Origin of the sequence: Hymenobacter perfusus (assembly GCF_003944765.1) — a bacterium.
GTDB classification, from domain to species: Bacteria; Bacteroidota; Bacteroidia; order Cytophagales; family Hymenobacteraceae; genus Hymenobacter; species Hymenobacter perfusus.
This window is the reverse complement of the sequence record NZ_RWIU01000005.1, coordinates 247,588-267,622: the sequence shown is the minus strand read 5'-3', so window position 1 is coordinate 267,622 and position 20,035 is coordinate 247,588. Positions and strand designations below refer to the sequence as shown.

The 20,035-nt window shown below is 61.5% G+C and carries 13 protein-coding genes; 7 read left to right on the top strand and 6 right to left on the bottom strand.

Going from position 1 to position 20,035, the window contains the following annotated elements; all coding sequences use genetic code 11:
- Positions 1 to 42 precede the first annotated feature (42 nt).
- The gene (locus EI293_RS15725; protein ID WP_125439495.1) at positions 43 to 1,173 is read right to left on the bottom strand and encodes a hypothetical protein; all 1,131 of its coding nucleotides are present in this window, start codon (positions 1,171 to 1,173) and stop codon (positions 43 to 45) included.
- Between the two features lie 179 nt (positions 1,174 to 1,352).
- Between EI293_RS15725 and EI293_RS15720 the strand changes: the two genes are divergently transcribed.
- From EI293_RS15720 to EI293_RS15710, 3 genes are all read left to right on the top strand, one after another.
- Complete coding sequence (locus EI293_RS15720; protein WP_125439494.1) at positions 1,353 to 1,553, top strand: hypothetical protein; 201 nt, start codon at positions 1,353 to 1,355, stop codon at positions 1,551 to 1,553.
- 236 nt (positions 1,554 to 1,789) lie between these two features.
- Positions 1,790 to 2,422, top strand: a complete 633-nt coding sequence (locus EI293_RS15715; protein WP_125439493.1) for a M15 family metallopeptidase — start codon at positions 1,790 to 1,792, stop codon at positions 2,420 to 2,422.
- Positions 2,423 to 2,771: 349 nt separating this feature from the next.
- Positions 2,772 to 4,544: a glycoside hydrolase family 10 protein gene (locus EI293_RS15710; RefSeq protein WP_125439492.1), complete on the top strand. Its 1,773-nt coding sequence runs from the start codon at positions 2,772 to 2,774 to the stop codon at positions 4,542 to 4,544.
- Between the two features lie 78 nt (positions 4,545 to 4,622).
- On the opposite strand, the gene EI293_RS15705 is transcribed toward EI293_RS15710, so the two are convergent.
- From EI293_RS15705 to EI293_RS15695, 3 genes are all read right to left on the bottom strand, one after another.
- Positions 4,623 to 5,885, bottom strand: coding sequence for a hypothetical protein (locus EI293_RS15705; RefSeq protein WP_125439491.1), 1,263 nt, complete (start codon positions 5,883 to 5,885; stop codon positions 4,623 to 4,625).
- A gap of 32 nt (positions 5,886 to 5,917) precedes the next feature.
- The gene (locus tag EI293_RS15700) at positions 5,918 to 7,483 is read right to left on the bottom strand and encodes a SusD/RagB family nutrient-binding outer membrane lipoprotein (protein ID WP_125439490.1); all 1,566 of its coding nucleotides are present in this window, start codon (positions 7,481 to 7,483) and stop codon (positions 5,918 to 5,920) included.
- Positions 7,484 to 7,587: 104 nt separating this feature from the next.
- A complete protein-coding gene (locus EI293_RS15695; RefSeq protein WP_125439489.1) occupies positions 7,588 to 10,719 on the bottom strand; it encodes a SusC/RagA family TonB-linked outer membrane protein in 3,132 nt (1,043 codons plus the stop codon).
- Between the two features lie 402 nt (positions 10,720 to 11,121).
- Between EI293_RS15695 and EI293_RS15690 the strand changes: the two genes are divergently transcribed.
- The 3 genes from EI293_RS15690 to EI293_RS15680 are packed head-to-tail and all read left to right on the top strand — an operon-like array spanning position 11,122 to position 14,037.
- A complete protein-coding gene (locus EI293_RS15690) occupies positions 11,122 to 12,300 on the top strand; it encodes an acyltransferase family protein (protein ID WP_246010674.1) in 1,179 nt (392 codons plus the stop codon).
- Positions 12,301 to 12,342: 42 nt separating this feature from the next.
- On the top strand, positions 12,343 to 13,485 hold the full coding sequence (locus EI293_RS15685) for an acyltransferase family protein (protein ID WP_246010673.1): 1,143 nt from the start codon (positions 12,343 to 12,345) through the stop codon (positions 13,483 to 13,485).
- Positions 13,486 to 13,527: 42 nt separating this feature from the next.
- On the top strand, positions 13,528 to 14,037 hold the full coding sequence (locus EI293_RS15680) for a DUF2059 domain-containing protein (RefSeq protein WP_125439488.1): 510 nt from the start codon (positions 13,528 to 13,530) through the stop codon (positions 14,035 to 14,037).
- A gap of 213 nt (positions 14,038 to 14,250) precedes the next feature.
- On the opposite strand, the gene EI293_RS15675 is transcribed toward EI293_RS15680, so the two are convergent.
- Positions 14,251 to 15,873: a 3-(methylthio)propionyl-CoA ligase gene (locus EI293_RS15675; protein ID WP_125439487.1), complete on the bottom strand. Its 1,623-nt coding sequence runs from the start codon at positions 15,871 to 15,873 to the stop codon at positions 14,251 to 14,253.
- A gap of 205 nt (positions 15,874 to 16,078) precedes the next feature.
- On the opposite strand from EI293_RS15675, the gene EI293_RS15670 reads away from it, so the two are divergent.
- Entirely contained in the window at positions 16,079 to 16,597 is a 519-nt protein-coding gene (locus tag EI293_RS15670; protein WP_125439486.1) for an energy transducer TonB, read from the top strand.
- A gap of 63 nt (positions 16,598 to 16,660) precedes the next feature.
- Here EI293_RS15670 and EI293_RS15665 read toward each other — a convergent pair whose 3' ends face one another.
- Complete coding sequence (locus EI293_RS15665) at positions 16,661 to 19,861, bottom strand: glycoside hydrolase family 3 N-terminal domain-containing protein (RefSeq protein WP_246010671.1); 3,201 nt, start codon at positions 19,859 to 19,861, stop codon at positions 16,661 to 16,663.
- Positions 19,862 to 20,035 lie beyond the last annotated feature (174 nt).

Below are 20,035 nucleotides of genomic sequence, written 5' to 3'. Positions count from 1 at the left end.
TAAACCCTGCCAGGGCGCACTGCCTGACAGGATTACCGCTGCTTACAGGGAGGTGCCAGCGCCACGGTTAGCGGCGGCTTTCGTCACGATGATTACCGCCCCATCGTGGGCGCGGGGGCCGAAGGCTTTGACGGCCGTCTGGCGCTTCACCACCACAATGCGGGCAAAGGCCGACGCGGGCAGATTGCGGATGCCAGCCGGAGCCTCGCCGGTTGAAGGGTCGCTGGGCAGGGCTTCGCCGTCGATGATATAAAGCGGATTCTGGTTCTGACGTGGGGCGGGCAGGGTTTGCACCACCGTGTAGCCTTCCTTGGCCGGTGCAGCTTTGGGCGCTCCGTTCAGGGCGGCCAGGTTGCCGGCAATGGGCGTCCGCTGCGAAGGCAGGCCCTGCACTACCCGGCTGATATCGGCGGCTTCGGCGGCCTCGGTGAAGGCGGCTTCGGCATTGGTTATTTCCGCCCCCAATTCATACTGGGATTTGATGGTTTTGAGCGAGGAACGGCGCAGCGTGAGGCCCTGCTGCATTTCGTTGAGGCGCTCCTCCATAATCGGGTGCAGATGCTGGTCGTAGGCGCGCGCCTTCATAAACCACGTAATGCGCTCCAGCGTCAGGTCGATCTGGCCCGTGAAGACGGCGGAAGCCGAGTCGCCCTCGGCTTGAGCAGTGAGGTAGGCAGCGGCGTTTTCGGCCAGCCAGTAGCGGCGGGCCGTGCGGGCAAAGCGGCCGGTAGCGGTGGTATCGGCCCGGTCGGCGGCGGGCAGCTGGCGGCGGGTAGCGGCCACCTGGCGGGCGGCTTCGGCTTCGAAGGTGGGCAGCTGCTTTGCCTTCACAGCTTCCAGCACAATGGGTTTCGCCTCGGCCGGCTTGACTTTGGTTGCCTCCGCCCCCGAAGAGTCGCGCAGGCCCCACCAGCCCAGTCCCAGCACGGCTGCGCCGATAGCCGCCGCCGGCCACCAGCGCACTACCGAGGAAGCCGCTGGCTGCTCATACTCATTAAGCTCGGGAGCGGCTTCCGGCTGGGCCGGACGCGGCACCGTTGCTCCGCGCCGGCGCAACTCCCGGCCAGCTTCGGCAAGCAGCTCGGGATGGTATAGCTCTGGGTGTTGCACCAGATACAGAAGCTCTTCGGTGGTTTTGAGCAGGAAGGAATCGGAAGAAGAGGGAGCAGACATACCGGATAGCCAGACGAAAAATCAAGAAAAATCGGCTCTAAATTCGGTAGAAAGTGCCGGATTTCCAGCTGTGTTCCGCCAACACCGCCGGCCAGCGCGCGTATAGCTTCAGGCAGGACGTCTGCCAGCGGCCGACACCTTCTTCTCCTTCCCTTTCCACTTCTTCTTACGCAGTCAGTATGGCCCAGCAAACACCACAGCCCGAAAACGAAAATAGCGCACCTAAAACGCCTGAAACTACCCAGAAGGACCTTGCCCAGGACAGCGGCGACGGTATCCGGGGCGGCTACGGCGACAGTGACCAGACCAACGGCCTCGAAGGCGGTGGTCAGGCTGATAAGTCGGACGAAAAGACCGCGCCCAAAGAGTCGGTCAACTAGCTTCCGGAGCAACAGCCCGTGAAACCCCGTGCTGCGCTGGTACTTTCCAGGCAGGGTGGGGTTTTGCTTTGGGCCTGTGGTAGGCGTTATGCTTCCTGGCAACAAGAGCCGATAACCGGCCGGAAATTCTGCGTCTCAGCAAAATAACAACGTTTTTATAACGGTAAGAGCCTAACGGGCGTATGTTGCCCCTACCATCAATTGCGGCTACCTAGTTTGGTCCGGTTGTTTGCTTTATGGCCGTAAACCCCTTCGGACTCACTGTAGTTTCCTCGATTTCCGACTACCGCCGCCGCGTGGTGGCCAATCCTGAGCGCCGCTTGGTGGATCTGGCCCGCCTGATTCCGGGCCTGGTGCTGGATATCCGCTACGCCACGACCCGTAACCTGTTGGGCCGGCCAGTATACTCGCAGGCGCGGGCCCTGCTGCGGCAGCCGGTGGCCGAGGCTCTGAGCCGGGTGCAGGCCACGCTGACCCGGCTGGGATTGGGCCTGTGTGTGTACGATGCTTACCGCCCCTACAGCGTAACGGTGGATTTTTTTGCGCAGGTGCGCGACGAAGACTATGCTGCCCCGCCTTGGCGCGGCTCCCGCCACAACCGGGGGTGCTCCGTGGATGTGGGCCTGGTGGAACAGGCCACTGGCCTTCCCCTGCCGCTGCCTACCGATTTTGATGAGCTGACTCCCGCCGCCCACTCGCGCTACGGCAATCTGCCGCCCCATGTGCTCTTCAACCGCAGCATTCTGCTGGCCGCTATGAAGCGGCAGGGCTTCGTGAACTATCCCGGCGAGTGGTGGCACTTCGACCATCAGCGCTGGCCCGATTTCGACCTGCTGGATCTGCCGTTTGAACAGTTGGTGAGTGAGTGAAATAAGGGTAGGAGGGTGAGAGGGTAGGAGTTGTCATGGCGGGCAGCGCAGCTAATCCGTCCTTCACGCAGCGTAAAACCCCCACCAGTGCAAAGATTTTGGCGTGCTGCATATCAGGTGTTTGCTGCGCGATGGGGCTTTCCAGCTGAACAAGGCGCGGCAGGGCGGCGCGGACGATGAGACGCGAATACGCGTCTCTACACCCTCTGTCTTCTGTGGACGAATTTGCTGCAAGAGCTTTCCGTTGGTCGGGCCTCAGCACACGAAAAATGTGCTATTGATTCGGCGTGCCTAATTGCCATGACATATTCGCCGTCAGTTCCCCGCCGCACTCCCTAACTTTACGGGGATGTTTCGATTGATTGCCGCCGGCCGCTTCCTGCTTTTTCTGTTACTGAGTTTTTGCCTGCTGCCTGTCCCGGGCCGGGCGGCCGATGTGCCACCCAAACGGGAATTGCGCGGCGTCTGGATTGCCACCGTCGAGAACATCGACTGGCCCAGCAGCCGGGGCCTCACGCCCGAGCAGCAGCGCCGCGAGTACCGCCGCATGCTTGATGAGCACCAGCAGAACGGCATCAACGCGGTATTCGTGCAGGTGCGGCCCGCTTCCGATGCCTTCTACCTGAGCAGCCTGGAGCCCTGGAGCAAGTGGCTGACCGGTACGCAGGGCAAAGCTCCCGCGCCGTTCTACGACCCGCTACCCTTCCTCATTGAAGAAGCCCACAACCGGGGCATGGAGTTTCACGCGTGGTTTAACCCGTACCGCGCCACCATGGACACCGTAACGCGCCGGCTGGCCGCCAGCCACCCGTACCGCAAGCACCCCGAGTGGTTCATTCGCTTTGCGGGCAAGCTGCTATACAACCCCGGTCTGCCGGAAGTGCGCGCCTACATCAATCAGGTGATTCTGGACGTGGTGCGCCGCTACGACATCGACGGGGTGCATTTCGACGACTACTTCTACCCGTATCCGGAGGCCAATCAGGTCATTCACGACGAGGACGCCTTCGCCCGCTTCAACCCCGATAACCTGCCGGTGGCGGCGTGGCGGCGGCAGAACGTGAACCTGCTCATCCGGGATTTGCACGACTCCATCCAGCACACCAAGCGGTGGGTAAAGTTCGGTATTTCGCCCTTCGGCGTGTGGCGCAACCAAACCTCCGACCCCAACGGCTCGGCCACCAAGGCCTTCCAGGGCTACGATGGCCTGTACGCCGACGCGCTGGAGTGGACCCGCCAAGGCTGGGTAGATTATTTGCTGCCGCAGCTGTACTGGAGTACCGGATTTCGGGTGGCGCAGTACCCGGTGCTGGTGGAGTGGTGGGCGCGCAACGCCAACGGCCGGCACATGTACATCGGGCACGGGGCGTACCGCATGCTGGAAAGCACCCGCTCCGATACAGTGTGGCGCAACCCGCGCGAGCTGCCCCGGCAGGTACGCTTCAACCGCACGTTCCCGGCCGAGGTGAACGGCAGCGTGTTTTTCAGCTCTCGCTCCCTGATGGCCAATGCCCTGCACACCACTGACTCCTTGCGGCTGCACGAGTTCCGCTACCCGGCTCTGGTGCCCACTATGCCTTGGCTGGATGCCGTGCCGCCCCGCCCGGCCCAGCAGCTTATGGTGGCTACCCAGCTCACGGTAAACACCCTCACCTGGCAGCCCGGCCCCGCCGCCGCCGACGGCGACGAGGCCCGCTACTACGCCCTCTACCGCTTCGAGGAGGACCAGACGCCCAGCCCCGACGACCCGCGCAACCTGCTGGCTATTGTGCGGCCCCAGGCCGGCCGCAAGCTGCAGTTTCAGGATACCACGGCCCGTTTCGGCCGAAGCTACGCCTACTACCTCACCGCCTTCGACCGGCTGCACAATGAGAGTCGGCCCATTTCGGTGCGCACCAACGGCCGCCCCGCCGAAGTGATTGTGGCCCAACAGGCCCCACCAGAGCCAACCCCCGCGCCGGTACCGGTGCCACAGCCCGTGCCGCCAGCTGCGCCGGCACCACAACCTGCTGCGCCCCGCCCGGTGGTAACGCGCCCGTCTTCGACGCCTACCAAAGTGAAGGTGAAAACCAAGACCAAGCGGCGCGGCGGCTTCTTCGAGCGGCTGTTTGGCGGCCGGTAGTTGCCGGGTTAAAGCCTGAACTCCCAACAAAAAAGGCCGCTCACTGAGCGGCCTTTTTTGTTGGTACGAAGAGGTAAGCTACAGCGTGCGGTACTCAAACTTGACGCGGCCGGTAGAGCCGGCGGTGCTGGGTTTCACGCCGGTGATGCGCAGGAGCATCATCTCGCCGGTGCCCCGCACGCGCACGGCGTACACGTCGTTCAGGGCCACCGCGCCCAGGTCGGCGGAGGTGGTGTTCTGGAACAGCAGGGTACCTACCGCGTTGGCCGTGGCCGTGTTATAGTAGCCGGTAGCCACGGTAGCGGCTGGCAGCTTGTAGTAGCGGGTGGTGTTGGCCGCGCTCAGCGAAACTGCTCCGCCCGAAATACTGCTTATCAGCAGGTCTTTGGCGGTGGCGGGGTTGGCGGCGGGCTCATTGAGGCCAGTTTTCAGGTTGAAAGCCAGCGAATCGGGGGAGGAGCTGGGGCCGAAACTGACGCGCCCGGTTTTCAGGCCCGTGAAGCTGGTGGGGGCGGCTACGGCCAGCGGGGTAGAAGTCAGCGTGGTTACCTGCGTCTGGGAGTAGGCGAAGAATGCGAAGCGGATGGTTTTACCCGCCTGCCCGGCCGGCACGCGCACGTCAACGGTACGGTTGGTGGCAACGCCGTTAGACGGGGCCGCCACTACGCCCAGCCGGAATGCCTTGCCCGCATCATCCACGTAGCCGTAGGCCAGGCTGTCCACGTTTTTGTACAGGGTAGAAGTAGTAGTGGCCGGGGGCGCGGGTAGCACCCCTACGCCGCCCTCATTGATAACCAGCGCGTAGCCGATGATATCTCCGGCAGCCTGGGCGGTGGCGCTGAGGCCGTTGCGGTAAGTAGCGGGCGTAGCGCCGAATTTCAGGGTAGGCGTGGCGGCTACGTTGTAGGTGAAGCGGCGCAGGCTCCGGCTGCCGTTGGCAAAGGTGAGCGTTACATCCACCCGCACCGGGGTTTTGTTAGCCAGATTCGCCGGGACAGTGTACGCCAATTGCTGCACCAGCGTCTGGGAAGGCGCGTTGTACACGCCCGCTGCCGGGAAGGTGCCCACTACAGCCGAGTCCTGGCGGTTAATCACCTGAAAAATGCTGATTTCCTGCAGGTTGTCGTTGGCATTGTAGGGCACTGCCAGCAGCACCCGCTCCCCGGCGGCGTACTTGGTGGCACCGGTGGTAACAATAGTAGTGAAACCGGTTTCGCCTACCACGTTGTAGGTGTCATCGAAAGGCTCTTTCTCGCAGCTGGTGGAAACCAGGGCCGTCAGGGCCAGCAGCACCGCCGGCAGCACACGCTGCCAGCGGGATAAAGCGGAAATTATCGTCATGGGGCAGAAAAGCTAAAGCAGAAAGGAGATAATTAGGGCCGGTCCCACCACAGGGGCTTGCCCACGTAGTCGTCATTGGACGTGGCCCCGGCTTCGCTGAACAGCTTGGCAATGGCCTGCGGGTTGTAGAGCACTTCCGTTGCCCCGGGCAGCATGCGGCGCGGCCACCGGTCCTTCAGGTCGGGCTTGGCGGCCAGGGTGCTGTTGGCGTTGTTCGGGTACTTCAGGTTCGGATAAATGGTCTGGTCGAAATCGAAGCGGCGCAGGTCCGACCACGACTCCGGGTTGAGGAACATGGCAATGTACTTCTGCTCCATGATGCGCTTGAGCGACAGTTCACCTTCGTTCTGGGCCACGGCCGGGCTGCTCAGGTAGGTGTCAATCTGGACCTGCGAAATGAGCGGAAACGTAACCGGCGGCAGCGCATTGGATCCGCCCCCGCCTATCTTCTGCATGTGGGCCCGAATGCCGGCCCGGTAGGCCGTAAGGGCACGCCCCAGATTGCCGGCCCGGAAGGCCGCCTCCGCCTCAATGAACTTCAGCTCGTGGAAGGTGAGTACTTCAAAATAGCCCAGGTCGCGGGCATACCAGGAGCTGTAGAAGTCGGTGTAGCCGTTCACAATATTGGCGGTGCTGGCCTGCGCTACGCCGGGGTCGTTGCCGGTGCTGGTGGCCGTGGCCATTACCGGCAGGCGCGGATCCACCACGCCGGGGTAGGCGGCACTGCCCACGCTGCCGTTCAGGTACCGGATGATGTTGCCGGAAAAGGTAGCCGTGGCGTAGTTGTTACGCGTGGTCCCGAAGATGTTGGTGGTGCCGGACAGCGGGGCCACCGCCGTCTGGTACTGCAGCTGCGCGTCGTCGGCCGAGCTGGTCATGCTCTGGTCGATAAGCGTCAGAATCTGCTGCGGATTGTAGGTGCTTTTTTTGGTGAGGTGGTTGAGCTGCCGGGCCTTGAGGCCGTTGGCAAACCGGATCCATTTCTGCACATCTCCCCGGAACAGAATGTCGCCCGAGATGCTGGGGGAAGTGATATACAGCGGCCGGAAATTTTCGGCGGCCGGCTTCTGCATCAGCGCAATACCTTCGTCGCACAGCGTCAGAATAGTCTGGTAGATGCTTTCCTGCGAGTCATACTGCGGCGTGTAGTTCTGCGCGCCTTTGAAGGCATCGGTGTACGGAATGTCGCCCAGCATATCCGTGGCATGCGCCAGGTCCATGGCCATCAGAATCTTGCCGGCACCCACGTAGTGCGGCGAGCCTTCCTGCTCCGCTGCCGCCGACATGGTGGGGATATTGCCGGCGGAGTAGAAGTAGGTGTAATTGAAAGTATTGGTGCTGTTTCCGTTGGTCAGGTTGTACTGGTCGGTGCTGCTGGCCGGGGTTTTACGCACCGTGTACTGGCTCAGGTACGTAGTGGTCAGCGCCGTGAACATCTGCGTCTGCACGCCCTGCGAGATGATGCCGGGCAGCAGGAAGTTAGGTGTGGAGGTAATGGGGTTGTTGGGGTCGGTATTCACGTCCAGGAGACTTTCGCAGGAGCTGAGTACCGCCCCTCCTCCCAGCGTAAGACCCAGTAGGAGAAGGTATTTTTTCATTGTTTGAAATGCTTGACTGTTATTTTTTTGGCTAGCCAAATGGCTGGTAGGGCGCGGAATAATGATTCTGCCCGCCCTGCCGCCGGAGCGAAGTGGCAATCCAATTAGAAATTCACGCGCAGGCTCATGTCCATGCCCCGGGTGCCGGGGATGCTGCCGTAATCGAAGCCGCCGGAGCCGCCGCCCCGCACGCCCGCGCCGGCCGCGGCCGTTTCGGGGTCTACGCCGCTGTATTTGGTGAACAGCAGCAGGTTGCGGCCCGTTACCGCTACCTCCACCCCGCGCACGGAAGTGGAGTTTGCAAACAGCTTGCCGGGCAGGCGGTAGGTGAGAGTAGCATAGCGCAGGCGCGACCAGGACCCGTCCTCAAGGTAAGGCGTGCCAATCACGCCCAGAATGTTCTGGTAGTAGGTCTGGTTGAGCTCTACCTGCCGGGTGTTGGGCACAAAGGAGCCATCGGCCTGCCGTACCACGCCATCAAACACCACCTGCTTGTAGCGGTCTAGCGTCCGTTCGCTCAGGCCGGTGCGGGTAGCCAGCCAGTCGTTGCCATTTACCACCATGCCCCCTTTGCGGAAATCCCAGAGGAAATTCAAGGAAAGGCCTTTGTAGGTGAGCGTATTGGTTACCTGCACCGTGTAATCGGGGGCGCGGTTGCCGGCGTAGATGAAGGTGCTGGTGTTTACCAGCGGGTAGCCGGTGGTGGGGCTGATAAGAATCTGCCCGTCGGGGCTGCGCTGGTAGTCCAGGGCGCTGATGGAGGAAATTGGCTTGCCGGGAAATGCGCCGCCCCGGGCCACGTCAATCACCCAGGCATCCGACTGGTACACTTCCGTCAGGAACCCAGGGAGCTTGGTGGCCTTGTTGCGGTTGGCGTAGAAGTTAGCCACCACGTCCCAGGTAAATCCGTTGCTGTTTTGCACCGGAGTGCCGCGCAGCGCTATTTCCAGCCCTTTGTTCTCTACCGAGCCGCCGTTGATGTACTGCAGAATAAAGCCGGTTGCCTGACTCACGCGGGGCGCAATGAGCTGGTCGCGGGTAACCTGCTGGTACACATTGGCCTCCAGGCCCAGGCGGTTGCGCAGGAACTGCAGGTCAACGCCCACCTCGTAGGCGCGGGTGCGCTCGGGCACCAGCAAACGGTTCGAGCCAAAGAAGCCGTTGCGGAAGCCGCCTCCGATGTACGTGGCCTGGGCCAGCGGCGAATCGACGCGGTAGGGGCCGGTATCCTTGCCCACTTCCGAAATCGAGCCCCGGATTTTCCCGTAGTTCAGCCACGGGTTCTGGTCGAGTCCCAGCAGTTTGGTGAACTGCCAGCCCGCCGAGGCGGAGCCGTAGGCAAAAGCCTTCCCGAAGTTCTTGTTCTCATCGGGCCGGGGCAGAGTGGACGACTGGTCGAGGCGGCCGTTCAGCTCCAGGTTTACCTGGCCCAGCAGGTTCACCCCAATTCGGGCGAAATTACCAATCAGTCGCCGCTCAGTATTGGTGATGAGCGTGTTGCGGTTAACGGTGTTGTTGATGGACGGTACGGCCGGGTTGGGGTTCTGAAAAATCAGCCCGATGTTATCGGTTACCTCGCTGCGGCTCATTTCAATAGTGTTGCCCAGCACCACAAAGCCCCCCAGATTCTCGCTGAACTCATGCTTGAGCGTCAGCAGGAAGTTGGAGTTGAGCAGGCGGTTGAGGCTCACGGTTTCGGCCAGGCCGCCATCCTGGTTAGCCGTGAGCGAAGTGCCCACCGCCCGCACGGAGCGGTCCTTCTGCACGTAGAAATCGGTGCCCAGATTGTAGCTGACCGCGAGCCACTTGTAGAGGTCCAGCGTCGTCTGCACGTTGCCGATAAAGCGGTTGGTGCGCGTCGTCTGGGGGTTGCGGTATACTGTGAAGTATGGGTTGTCGGCGTCGGTGGCGGCGGTGGCCGCACCCAGCAGGCGGCGGCGGGTGCCATCGGGGTTCAGGTACACGCGGGCGTCATCGTTCTGGGGCCAGCTCAGCAGGCTCACCAGGTAGCCGCCGCTGCCCCCAAACAGGCCGGGGCCCTGCAGCGGGTTGCGGCCGCCGGTATTCATGTACTGCGCCGAGCCCGTTACCGAGAGCTTTTCCGTCATTCTGGAAGTGCCGGCCAGTCGCAGCGTAGTCTTGTCGTACAGGCTGGTAGGAGCCACGCCACTCACGTCGTTGCGCGAGCCGGTAAACAGGAAGGTATTGCGCTCAGAACCACCCGAAATGGTGAGGTAATGCTGCCAGGCGCTGCCCGCCTGAAAGAAATTGCCCAGGTTGTCGTACACCGTTTCGCCATCCTGAAAGCGCGGCCCCCAGGAGTTGCGCGTGCCGGCATCAAACAGGCCCAGGTTGCCCTGCTTGTACTGGTCCTGCACTTTGGGCAGGCGGCTTACCTCATCCACCGAAAACTGCGTGCGGTAGTTGATGGTGGCCCGGCCGGCCGCGCCTTTTTTGGTGGTGATGATAACGGCGCCGTTGGCAGCCTGCAGGCCGTAAATAGCCGCCGCCGCCGGACCTTTCAGCACCGTCATGCTTTCAATATCCTCGGGATTCAGGTCGCCGGCGCGGTTCTGGTTGGCGGTGGAGCGCCCCAGCAACCCGTTGAAGCCGGAGCCGCCGCCGGGAGCTGTACTCTCCACAAAGGAGTTGTTGCTCATGATGATGCCGTCAATCACGAACAGCGGCTGGTTGTTGCCATCGAGCGAGTTGCCGCCCCGGATGACGATGGACGCGCCCTCACCGGGAGCCCCGCCCGAAGACGTAATGCTGACCCCCGCAACTTTGCCCTGCAAGGCATTCACGATGTTGGTCTGGCGGGTTTCCACCAGCTCCGAGCCCTTCACCTGGGGGGCGCTGTAATTCAGCTCCTGCCGCTCCTGCTTAATGCCGTAGCCGGTCACCACTACCTCATTCAGGCTTTTGGCATCGGGTGCCAGACTGATGTTGGCCGTAGTGGTGCTGCCCACGCGGTACTCCTGGGTGTTGTAGCCAATGAAGCTGAAAACCAGGGTGCTGCCGAAAGGCACGTTGGGCAGGGAGTAGCTGCCATCCACGCCGGTCTGGGTACCAATGGTAGTACCTTTCACCAGCACGTTCACGCCGGGTATCGGCTGCTGGTCGTTGGTGCCGGTTACCACGCCCTGCATGGTACTGGCGGTTTGCTGGGCCCATACGGAGGGCGTAGCCAGCATCAGCCCCAGAGCCAATGGGGATGACCATAAACGTTTTTTCATACGCAATAGAGAGTGAGAGAGGAAGAAAGGGAAACGAGGGCTGGGCGGCACCTGAGAGAGTGCGCGCCAGTTGGACTATGACAGGATATCGGGGGGCGGGCGGAAGCTGGCCGGGCAAGAGGGCTACCCGGCCGGGGAACAGCCGAAGGAGCAGGGCAGAAGGTGGGATTGGGTGGGGAAGGAGAGGGATGGGCAGAAAGAGCGGGCGAATCGGGACAATTCAGCTAAAACTACTATTTCAAACCTAGTGAAACAACTATATATGGTATTTTTTAAAGGTTAGATTAGGTTTTGTGTCTTACATTATGTTGGCTGTTTTTGGCGGCTCCGCGCTGGGTCGTAACGAAATGCGAGGAGTAATGCATCTTGCCAATTGCATCTATCTACTTTGTTCCACTTTCCATGCAAACCACTACCCAGGCTGCCCAAGCTACTACCGGGGCCATGCCGCTGGCCGAAGCCTCGCAGCCCGGCCGCCTTCAGTCGCTCGATGTATTTCGGGGCCTCACCGTTATGGCCATGATTCTGGTGAATAACCCCGGCGACTGGGGCCACATCTACGCGCCGCTGGAACATGCGCACTGGCACGGCTGCACCCCCACCGACCTGATCTTTCCGTTCTTCCTGTTCATTGTGGGCGTGAGCATCACGTACGCGCTGGATGGCGCCCGGCAGCAGCCCGCCACCCACAACCGCACCATGCTGCGCGTGCTGAAGCGGGCGGCTATTCTGTTTGGGCTGGGCCTGTTTTCGGCTCTGTTTCCGAAGTTCGATTTCAGCACGGTGCGGATTCCGGGCGTGCTGGCGCGCATTGCGGTGGTGTTTCTGGTGTGCGGCATCCTGTTCCTGAAAACCAACCGCAAGCAGCAAATCGGGCTACTGGCCTTCGTGCTGATTTTCTACAACGTGCTCATGCAGCTGGTGCCGGTGCCCGGTTTCGGTCCGGCCAACCTGGAAGCCGGCACCAACCTGGGGGCCTGGCTCGACCGCGCGGTGCTCGGCGAAGCCCACCTCTGGAAGCAAAGCCGCACTTGGGACCCCGAGGGGTTGCTGAGCACGTTGCCGGCCGTTGGCACCGGCCTGTTAGGGCTATTGGCGGGGCAGTGGCTGCGGCGTCGGGAAGTGGAGCCGGCCACGCGGGTGGTCTGGCTGTTTGTGGCCGGTATGGGCTGCGTGCTGCTGGGAATGGTCTGGAATGGCTGGTTTCCCATCAACAAGGCGCTCTGGACCAGCTCCTACGTGCTGTACACCGGCGGACTGGCCCTGGCTACGCTGGCAGGCCTGTACTGGCTGATTGACGTGCAGCAATACCGCCGCTGGACGCTGCCGGCCTTGGTATACGGGGTGAATGCCATTACCGTGTTTTTTCTCTCCGGCCTCATTCCGCGCCTGCTGAATATGGTGCAGGTAACGGGGGCTGCCGGCGAGAAAGTGGGCCTGCGCACCTGGCTTTATGATACCCTGTTTGTGCCCTACTTCAGCCCGGTAAATGCATCCCTGGCCGGGGCGCTGGTGTGCGTGCTGATCTGGCTGGTGGTACTCTGGCTGATGTACCGCCGCAACCTTATTATCAAAGTCTGACCGGTGCCGTAATTGGATATTTCCCACTGATTATTCTGCCCTGTGGCTGTACTTTCGGCTGAAAAGCCTGCCCGTCTTCTATCCCTGGATATTTTTCGGGGACTCACGGTGGTCCTCATGTTGCTGGTAAACAACGCCGGCGACTACCGGCAATACTACCGGCCCCTGGCCCACGCGCCCTGGCACGGCTGCACCCCCGCCGACCTGGTGTTTCCGTCCTTCGTGTTCATTATGGGCGTGGCGCTGGTGTATGGGCTGACTGCGGCGCACGAGCAGCCGACTCTGCACCGCGCCACGCTGTGGCGGGTGGCCCGCCGCGTGCTGGTGCTGCTGGTGCTGGGCCTGCTCATTGGGCTGATTCCCTACTTCTACTTCACCTCTTTCCGGATTCCGGGAGTGTTGCAGCGCATTGCGCTGGTGTATGGTATCAGCAGCGTGCTGTTCCTGAAAACTACCTGGCGGCAGCAACTGTGGATGTTTATGGGGCTGCTGGTGCTGTATAATGTGCTGCTGCAACTGGTGCCCGTTCCTGGCTACGGGCCGGCCAACCTGGAACCCGCTACCAACCTGGGGGCCTGGCTCGATAAGCGGCTGTTTACCGTAAACCATCTGTTTCTGAAAGACAAAGGCTGGGACCCGGAGTCGTTGCTAGGGACGCTGCCCACCATTGCTACCGGACTGCTAGGGCTACTCGCGGGCCAGTGGCTGCGCCGGCCCGCGCCGGCGCGTACCACCAAAGCCGCGTGGCTGTTTGTGGCCGGGGCCGGGCTACTGCTGGCGGGGCTCATCTGGAACGGGTGGTTTCCCATCAACAAGGCCCTCTGGACCAGCTCTTTTGTGCTGTACGCCGGTGGTATCAGCGTGCTGGCCCTGGCTACGCTGTATTTCCTGGTGGATGTGCAGGAGTGGCGCGGGGCCTGGACCCGGCCGCTGGTGGCCTGCGGAAGCAACGCGCTGTTGGTGTTCTTTCTGCCCGAGGTGCTGGAACGCCTCCTGACCCGCCTGAAGCTGCACCACCCCGACGGTACCGTATTCTACGCCCGCGACTGGCTGTATCACACTTGGTTTACGGCGCACTTCGCCAATCCTTACCACGCTTCTTTAGCCTACGCCCTGGCGTATACCGCCGTGTGGGTAGCCATTTTGTGGGTGCTTTATCGGCGGCGAATTTTCTTTACGGTGTGAGCCGCTCCCGCTTTACGCAAACAATTTTCCGTACTTCGTAGCATGAAATATTTCTGGATTCTGACCGTAGGTCTGGCGCTAACGGCCCCGTTGGCGCAAGCCCAAACAACTACGCCCGCTACCGGCAATGTCCCGGCCGCTTCTATTTCGGCCGGCCAGCGTAAGGCCGCCGAGGAGTTGCTGAAGGCCGCCAACTCGGAGCAAAACCTGACGGTTACCATCGACCGGATGCTGGCTTCCCAGATGGAGCAAAACCCGGGTATGAAGGCCGTTGAGCCCGAAATGCGCGCCTATATCACCAAGTACATGAGCTGGGGTGCCATGAAGGAGGACATGGTGCAGCTCTACGCCCGCGAGTTCACCGAAAAGGAGCTTAAGGAACTGGCTAAGTTCTACCAGACGCCCATCGGCCGCAAAACCATCGAGAAAATGCCCCAGCTGATGGCCGCCAGCATGGAAATCGGCCAGCGCCGCATGCAGGAGCACCTGCCCGAGCTGCAGCAGGCCATTGCCGAAAAGATGAAAACCCAGGCCCCGACGGAGGACAAGTAGCACGTCATTGCGTGCAGGAAGGACGAAGCAATCCTTCCTGCACGCAACTCTCAGCCCTAGCCTATTCAAAAGCCCCTGACGCCAACGCGTACGTCAGGGGCTTTCTGCTTCTTTGGCGCTTGTCACTCTGTAAAGGAAGGATTGACGCCGCTTGATGCGCGGAATGTCCTTCGTCCTCGCAATGACAATAGTGCCCTCGCTATGACGGTTAAATTACCACTGGTACCCGTCGAAATCCTTACGAAGCTGGGTTTTGAGAAGTTTGCCGGTGGCGGTGTGGGGCAGTTGATCCACGAACTCCACGGCTTCGGGAATCCACCAGCGGGCCACTTTGCCATCGTAGAACGCCAGCAGCTCCTCGGGGGTAAGGTGGTGGTCAGGTTTGCGCACGACGACTAGCAAAGGCCTTTCGCTCCATTTGGGGTGAGGCACCCCGATAACGGCGGCTTCGACTACGCTGGGATGCCCGATGGCCAGGTTTTCCAGTTCGATGCTCGAAATCCACTCCCCGCCCGATTTGATGACGTCCTTACTTCTATCAGTAATCTGCATGAAGCCGGCCGGGTCAATGGTGGCCACGTCGCCGGTGCGGAACCAGCCGCCGGCGGTCAGCTGACCGGGTTCGGTACCGAAGTAGTCGGCCACGATAAATGGCCCGCGTACCAGCAGGTCGCCGAAAGCCACGCCGTTGTGGGGCAACGCCCGGCCCTCGTCGTCCACAATCTGCATATCCACCCCGAAGATGACGCGGCCCTGCTTGGTCTGGATGGCAAACTGCTCGTCGGGGCTGAGGCTGAGCTGCTGGGGCTTGAGGGTGCAGACGGTGCCCAGGGGCGAGGTTTCCGTCATGCCCCAGGCGTGGCGGATGGTCACGCCCAGCTCCTCATCAAACGCCCGCAGCAGCGCCGGGGGGCAGGAGGCGCCGCCCACAATCATCTGCCGCAGTGTAGAAAAGCGCAGCTGTTTTTCGCGCATAAACGTGAGCAGCCCGAACCAGATGGTGGGCACGCCGGCCGTGAACGTGACGCCCTCCGTCTCGAACAGCTCGTAGAGGCTGGCCGCGTCCAGGCCCGGACCGGGCAATACCAGTTTGCAGCCAATCATGGGGGCCAAGTACGGAATACCCCAGGCGTTGACGTGAAACATGGGCACCACCGGCAGAATCACGTCGCGGGCCGAGCAGTTGAAGCAGTCGGGCAACGCGGCGGCGTAGCTGTGCAGCAGGGTGGAGCGGTGGGAGTAGAGCACGCCCTTGGGCTGGTCGGTGGTGCCGGAGGTATAGCACAAAGAGGAGGCCGTATTCTCGTCGAACACCGGCCACTCAAACTCGTCGTTTTCGGCAGCCAGCAAATCCTCATAGCAGCGCAGATCGGGCAGGGTGGTGGTTTCAGGCAGGTGCGCCCGGTCGGTCATCAGTACCCAGGTTTCCACTTTGGGGCAGCTGGGAGCCAGCTTTTCTACCAGCGGCAGAAAGGTGAGGTCGAAGAACAGCACTCGGTCCTCGGCGTGGTTGATGATGTACACCAGCTGCTCGGCAAACAGGCGCGGGTTGATGGTGTGGCACACGGCCCCGCTGCCCGACACGGCGTAGTACAGCTCCAGGTGGCGGTGCGTGTTCCAGGCCAGCGTGCCCACCCGGTCGCCGGAGGTAATGCCCAGCCGTTGCAGCGCGTTGGCCAGTTGGCGGCTGCGCCGGCCCAGGCCGGCGTACGTGTAGCGGTGCAGGCCACCCTCGGCCAGGCGGCTCACAATTTCGGTGTCGGCGTGCCATTTCTCGGCGTGTTCCAGCAGCCCCGCAATGCGCAGGGGCGTGTTCATCATTAGGCCTTGTAGCATGGTCTGGTGGGGTTTGGTGGGGCAGTGGTTCGGAGTGGGAAACGTAGGGCTTCGCAGTGGTTATTCTTATAGGCCGTTCACAAGACGGTGAAAATGGTCTTTGAGATAGGACACGTCGAAGTTGATCAGCTAGCCGATTTTCAGGCCGGAGAGCTTTAAGGTACGTTAGGAGTATTGTTTATCTTGCTTAAGATCAATACAACTTATGAAACCTATTCTGCGTGTCGTAACTCTTGCATTACTGTTTGTTGGTAGTTCATTACCAATCTATGCGCAGAAGAAGATCAGTGCGGAAAAACTACCTGAATCCACTGATGCCAATAAAAAGCAGAAAACGCCACCCGAGCTACTGGGTAATCCTGGTCCCACCTGTACGTGTTTCGTTCCTTGTCCTGCAATAGATTCGTTACAGGCCACTTATGTTTGTGTTGAACAGATGCCAATACCGCCAGGAGGAAATGCTAAAGCTTATCTGAATACGCTAGCTGGGCAGGTACAAGTACCCATTAATCAATCTGGATTGGAAGGGAGAGTTTGGGTGTATTTTGTCGTAACTCCTACTGGCGAACTGACAGATTTTAAAATTTCCAAGGGGTTGTCACCAGCGTATAATGCAGAGGCGATTCGCGTCATAAAGGCACAACCTGCCTGGTCGCCTGGCTACCAGAGTGGTCAGGCTGTTCGCGTACAGATATTGGCTTACGTGCAGTTCCGTTCACAGTGAGAAGTACTAAGCCTCGAATTGTGTGAAAAAAAGCGCCCCGACCATCTGGCCGGGGCGCTGTGCTTACTCCTCCTTCGGAACAGTGCTTTCCACTTCCTGCTTCTGCGGTTGCCGGACGCTTTGCAAAGCAATCTGCAGAATGCCGCTGCGCACGCTCAGCTCCGTGATTTTGTTGTTGCGGCGGGTGGGGTTCACGCGGTTGGTGAGCACCACGCAGGTAATTTCCTCCTTGGGGTCGACCCAGAAATAGGTGCCCGTGAAGCCGGTGTGGCCGTAGCTCTGCTGGGAGGCCAGCGGGGCCGAATTCAGGGCCGGGTTGGCGGCGGGCCGGTCAAAGCCCAGGGCTCGGCGGTTGTCGGGGCAGAACTGGCAGCGGGTGTACTCCTGCATGGTTTCGGCTTTGAGAAGTTGCTGCCCGCCGTACTTGCCGTTCCAGGCGTAGAGCTGCACCAGCTTAGCTAAGTCGGTAGCCGAGCCGAACAGGCCGGCGTGGCCGGAGAGGCCGCCGAGTAGGGCCGCGCCTTCGTCGTGGACCGTGCCGTGCAACTGGCCGTGGCGGAACAGGGAATCGTACTCGGTAGGGGCAATGCGGCTGAGTGGGAAGCGGCGGGTGGGGTTGTAGCCCAGGGTGGTAGCGCCTAGTGGCCGGTAAATCTCATCCGTCACAAACTGATTCAGCGGCCGGCCCGATACCCGCTGCACGAAGCGCGGGTACAGAATAAACGACAAATCGGAGTACACGTAGCCCGGCTTCTTGTTGAGCGGCGACTCGCCAATGGCTTTCAGAATCCGGGCCGGGAAATCCTGGCGGGCCCAGAGGCGCGGGCCGGCCGGCAGCGGGAACCGCGCCGACGAATCGGGGCGGAAGTAGCGGCGGTTCAGCTCCGCAGGCTTCGTGCTGGACACGTCCTTGGCCTCGGGGCTTTTGCCGAGCAGGCTGTTGAAGAAGCCGCGCGGCTTGGTGTAGTCCTTCCAGAACGGAATCCAGGCTTTTAGGCGGGCTTGGTGGGTGAGTACGTCGCGCAGCTTGAGGTCCTGCTTGTTGGTGCCCACCAGCTCCGGAAACAGCTGGCCCATCGTCATGTCGGGGTTGAACTTGCCCTCGTCCTGGAGCTTCATCAGGGCCGGCAGCGCGGCCGATACTTTGGTCAGGGAAGCCAGGTCGTAGAGGTCAGTACCGCGGACGGGGCGGGCGGCCTGGCCGGCGGTGGGGTAGTTTTGGGTGCCGTAGCTTTTCTGCAAAACCACGGTGCCGCGCCGGGCAATGACCACCTGCGCCCCCGGGAAGGCCCGGGCGGCAATGGCCAGGTTCATCAACGAATCGACGCGGCTTTCCAGGTTGTTGTTCAGGCCCACGGCCTCGGGCTGGCTGTAACGCAGCCGGATGCCGCCCTGCGTAGCCAGGCCGGCGCCGTAGCTGTACTTGTCGCTCACGGTAACGGGCAGCTTTCCGCTGGCTGAAATACCACCAAAAATAACCTCGGCGGCTACTTCCTGGGCGTTCTTGCTTTCCTGGTAAGCCAGTACCACGGCATCGGCGCGGTCCAGGTCCCGGACTTTCGCCACGGCGTAAGCATTGCCGAATACTGTCACCACCAGCCGCTGCTGCGGGCCGCCCAGCTCGCGTAGCAGCACGTTGGTTTCGGGCGTCACGCCGAAGTTGGTGGCCGGCAGCCGGCCCAGGTTGTTCAGGCCAATGAGCACGGTATTGTAGCCTTTCAGGGTTTCGCGCATGCGGGCCAGCTCATCCAGGCTGGGCGAGGCTGGCAGCCAGAAGTGGCGCGCCGGCGCGTAATCGGCCACCATACGCTGGAAGTCGGTGGTGTCTTTGGTGCCGATGGTGAGCGTGGCCAGGCGCAGGGTGTCGAGGCGTTGCAGGGGCAGCAGGTTGCGCTGGTTGCGCAGCACCGTCACGCTTAACTCCGAGAGCTGGCGGCTCAGGTACTGGGCGTGGGGCGTGTTCAGGTCGGCGGTGATGTTGCGCAGGTCGATGGGGCGGTACTGGTTGAGGCCCGACCATTGTTTTAGCGCCAGTACTTTGCGGCAGCGGCGGTCAATTTCCTCCTGCGAAATCTCGCCCCGGTTGATGGCCTCGCGCACCATGCGCAAGGCCAGTGGAATGTTCTTGCTGAACTCCAGCACGTCGTTGCCGGCCAGCAAAGCGCGCACGTCGGCCTCGCCGGGCGGGTACTTGCTGATGACGCCCTTCATGTTCATGGCATCGGTGAAGATGACGCCCTCAAACCCCAGCTTTTGCTTCAGCAGGCCCTGAATAATGGGTTTGGAAAGGGTGGAGGGCAGGCCGGTGGTATCGAGGGCCGGAATGTTGAGGTGGGCCACCATCATGCCCCCAATGCCGCGCCGGATCAGGCTCTTGAACGGAAACAGCTCCAGCGTATCAATCCGCTTACGGTCGATGCGCAGCAGGGGCAGGGCCAGGTGGGAGTCGGTGTCGGTGTCGCCGTGGCCGGGGAAGTGCTTGGCCACGGCCAGCACGCCCGCGTCCTGCATGCCCTTCATGTAGAGGTAGCTTTTTTCGGTGACGTCCTCGCGGTTTTCGCCCCAGCTCCGGAAGCCGATGACGGGGTTAGCCGCGTTGTTGTTCACGTCAATCACCGGGGCGAAGTTGACGTGCATGCCCAAGCGCTTGAACTGCGCGGCTACTTCCGTGCCCATGTCGTACACGAGCTGGTTCTGGCGGATGCCGCCCATGCTCATTTGGTAGGGGAAGCGCACCACGCTGTCGAGGCGCATACCCACGCCCCACTCGGCATCCATGGCTACCAGCAGCGGCACTTTGGCCTGGCTCTGGTAGCGGTTCAGCAGGCGGCTCTGGCGCACCGGTCCGCCCTGGAAGAAAATTAGCCCCCCAATGCCGTACTGCTGAATCAGCGTCGAAACCGAATCCTCATCAATGCGCTTCCGGTTGGAGTAGGCCGCCACCATGAACAGCTGCGCCACCCGCTGGTCGGGCGTGAGCGTGCGCATCACCGAATCAACCCAGCGCGAAGAGTTCAACTGGCCGGCAAACGGCACCGGCTGGTTGCGGCTTTTGGCCACCGGCGGCATTTTGCCCGGCGCTGGTTTCGGGGCCGGAGCGGCCAGGGCGGTACTGCGCGCCGGTTTTACCGGGGCTCGGCGGGCGACGGTGCGGACTACTGGTTTGCGGGTTGATTTTTTGCGGCGGCGCTGAGCCGAGCCGGACTCGGGGCTGAGCAACACCAGCGCCAGCAGGAGCAGGGAAAGGAAGCGGGAGAAGGACAAAACGGCGGAGCAATGAGGTGAGATGGCGAAGTTAGGCGAAGTAGGGCAGGAATTGATAGCAGGAAGCCGGTCGGGGACTTTCGCAACCGGTAGCTGGCCCGGTCCGGCAGGCGCAGCCTGTCGGGCCGTTTGTCGAAGTCGCGCTGAAAACCAGTAGGATGAAGAGAATAATGA

Bases quoted from the DNA above. Each gene is read 5' to 3' on its own strand.
- EI293_RS15695 (WP_125439489.1), bottom strand. From the start codon at position 10,719: ATGAAAAAACGTTTATGGTCATCCCCATTGGCTCTGGGGCTGATGCTG.
- EI293_RS15710 (WP_125439492.1), top strand. From the start codon at position 2,772: ATGTTTCGATTGATTGCCGCCGGCCGCTTCCTGCTTTTTCTGTTACTG.
- EI293_RS15675 (WP_125439487.1), bottom strand. From the start codon at position 15,873: ATGCTACAAGGCCTAATGATGAACACGCCCCTGCGCATTGCGGGGCTG.
- EI293_RS15670 (WP_125439486.1), top strand. From the start codon at position 16,079: ATGAAACCTATTCTGCGTGTCGTAACTCTTGCATTACTGTTTGTTGGT.
- EI293_RS15725 (WP_125439495.1), bottom strand. From the start codon at position 1,173: ATGTCTGCTCCCTCTTCTTCCGATTCCTTCCTGCTCAAAACCACCGAA.
- EI293_RS15715 (WP_125439493.1), top strand. From the start codon at position 1,790: ATGGCCGTAAACCCCTTCGGACTCACTGTAGTTTCCTCGATTTCCGAC.
- EI293_RS15705 (WP_125439491.1), bottom strand. From the start codon at position 5,885: ATGACGATAATTTCCGCTTTATCCCGCTGGCAGCGTGTGCTGCCGGCG.
- EI293_RS15700 (WP_125439490.1), bottom strand. From the start codon at position 7,483: ATGAAAAAATACCTTCTCCTACTGGGTCTTACGCTGGGAGGAGGGGCG.
- EI293_RS15720 (WP_125439494.1), top strand. From the start codon at position 1,353: ATGGCCCAGCAAACACCACAGCCCGAAAACGAAAATAGCGCACCTAAA.
- EI293_RS15680 (WP_125439488.1), top strand. From the start codon at position 13,528: ATGAAATATTTCTGGATTCTGACCGTAGGTCTGGCGCTAACGGCCCCG.
- EI293_RS15690 (WP_246010674.1), top strand. From the start codon at position 11,122: ATGCAAACCACTACCCAGGCTGCCCAAGCTACTACCGGGGCCATGCCG.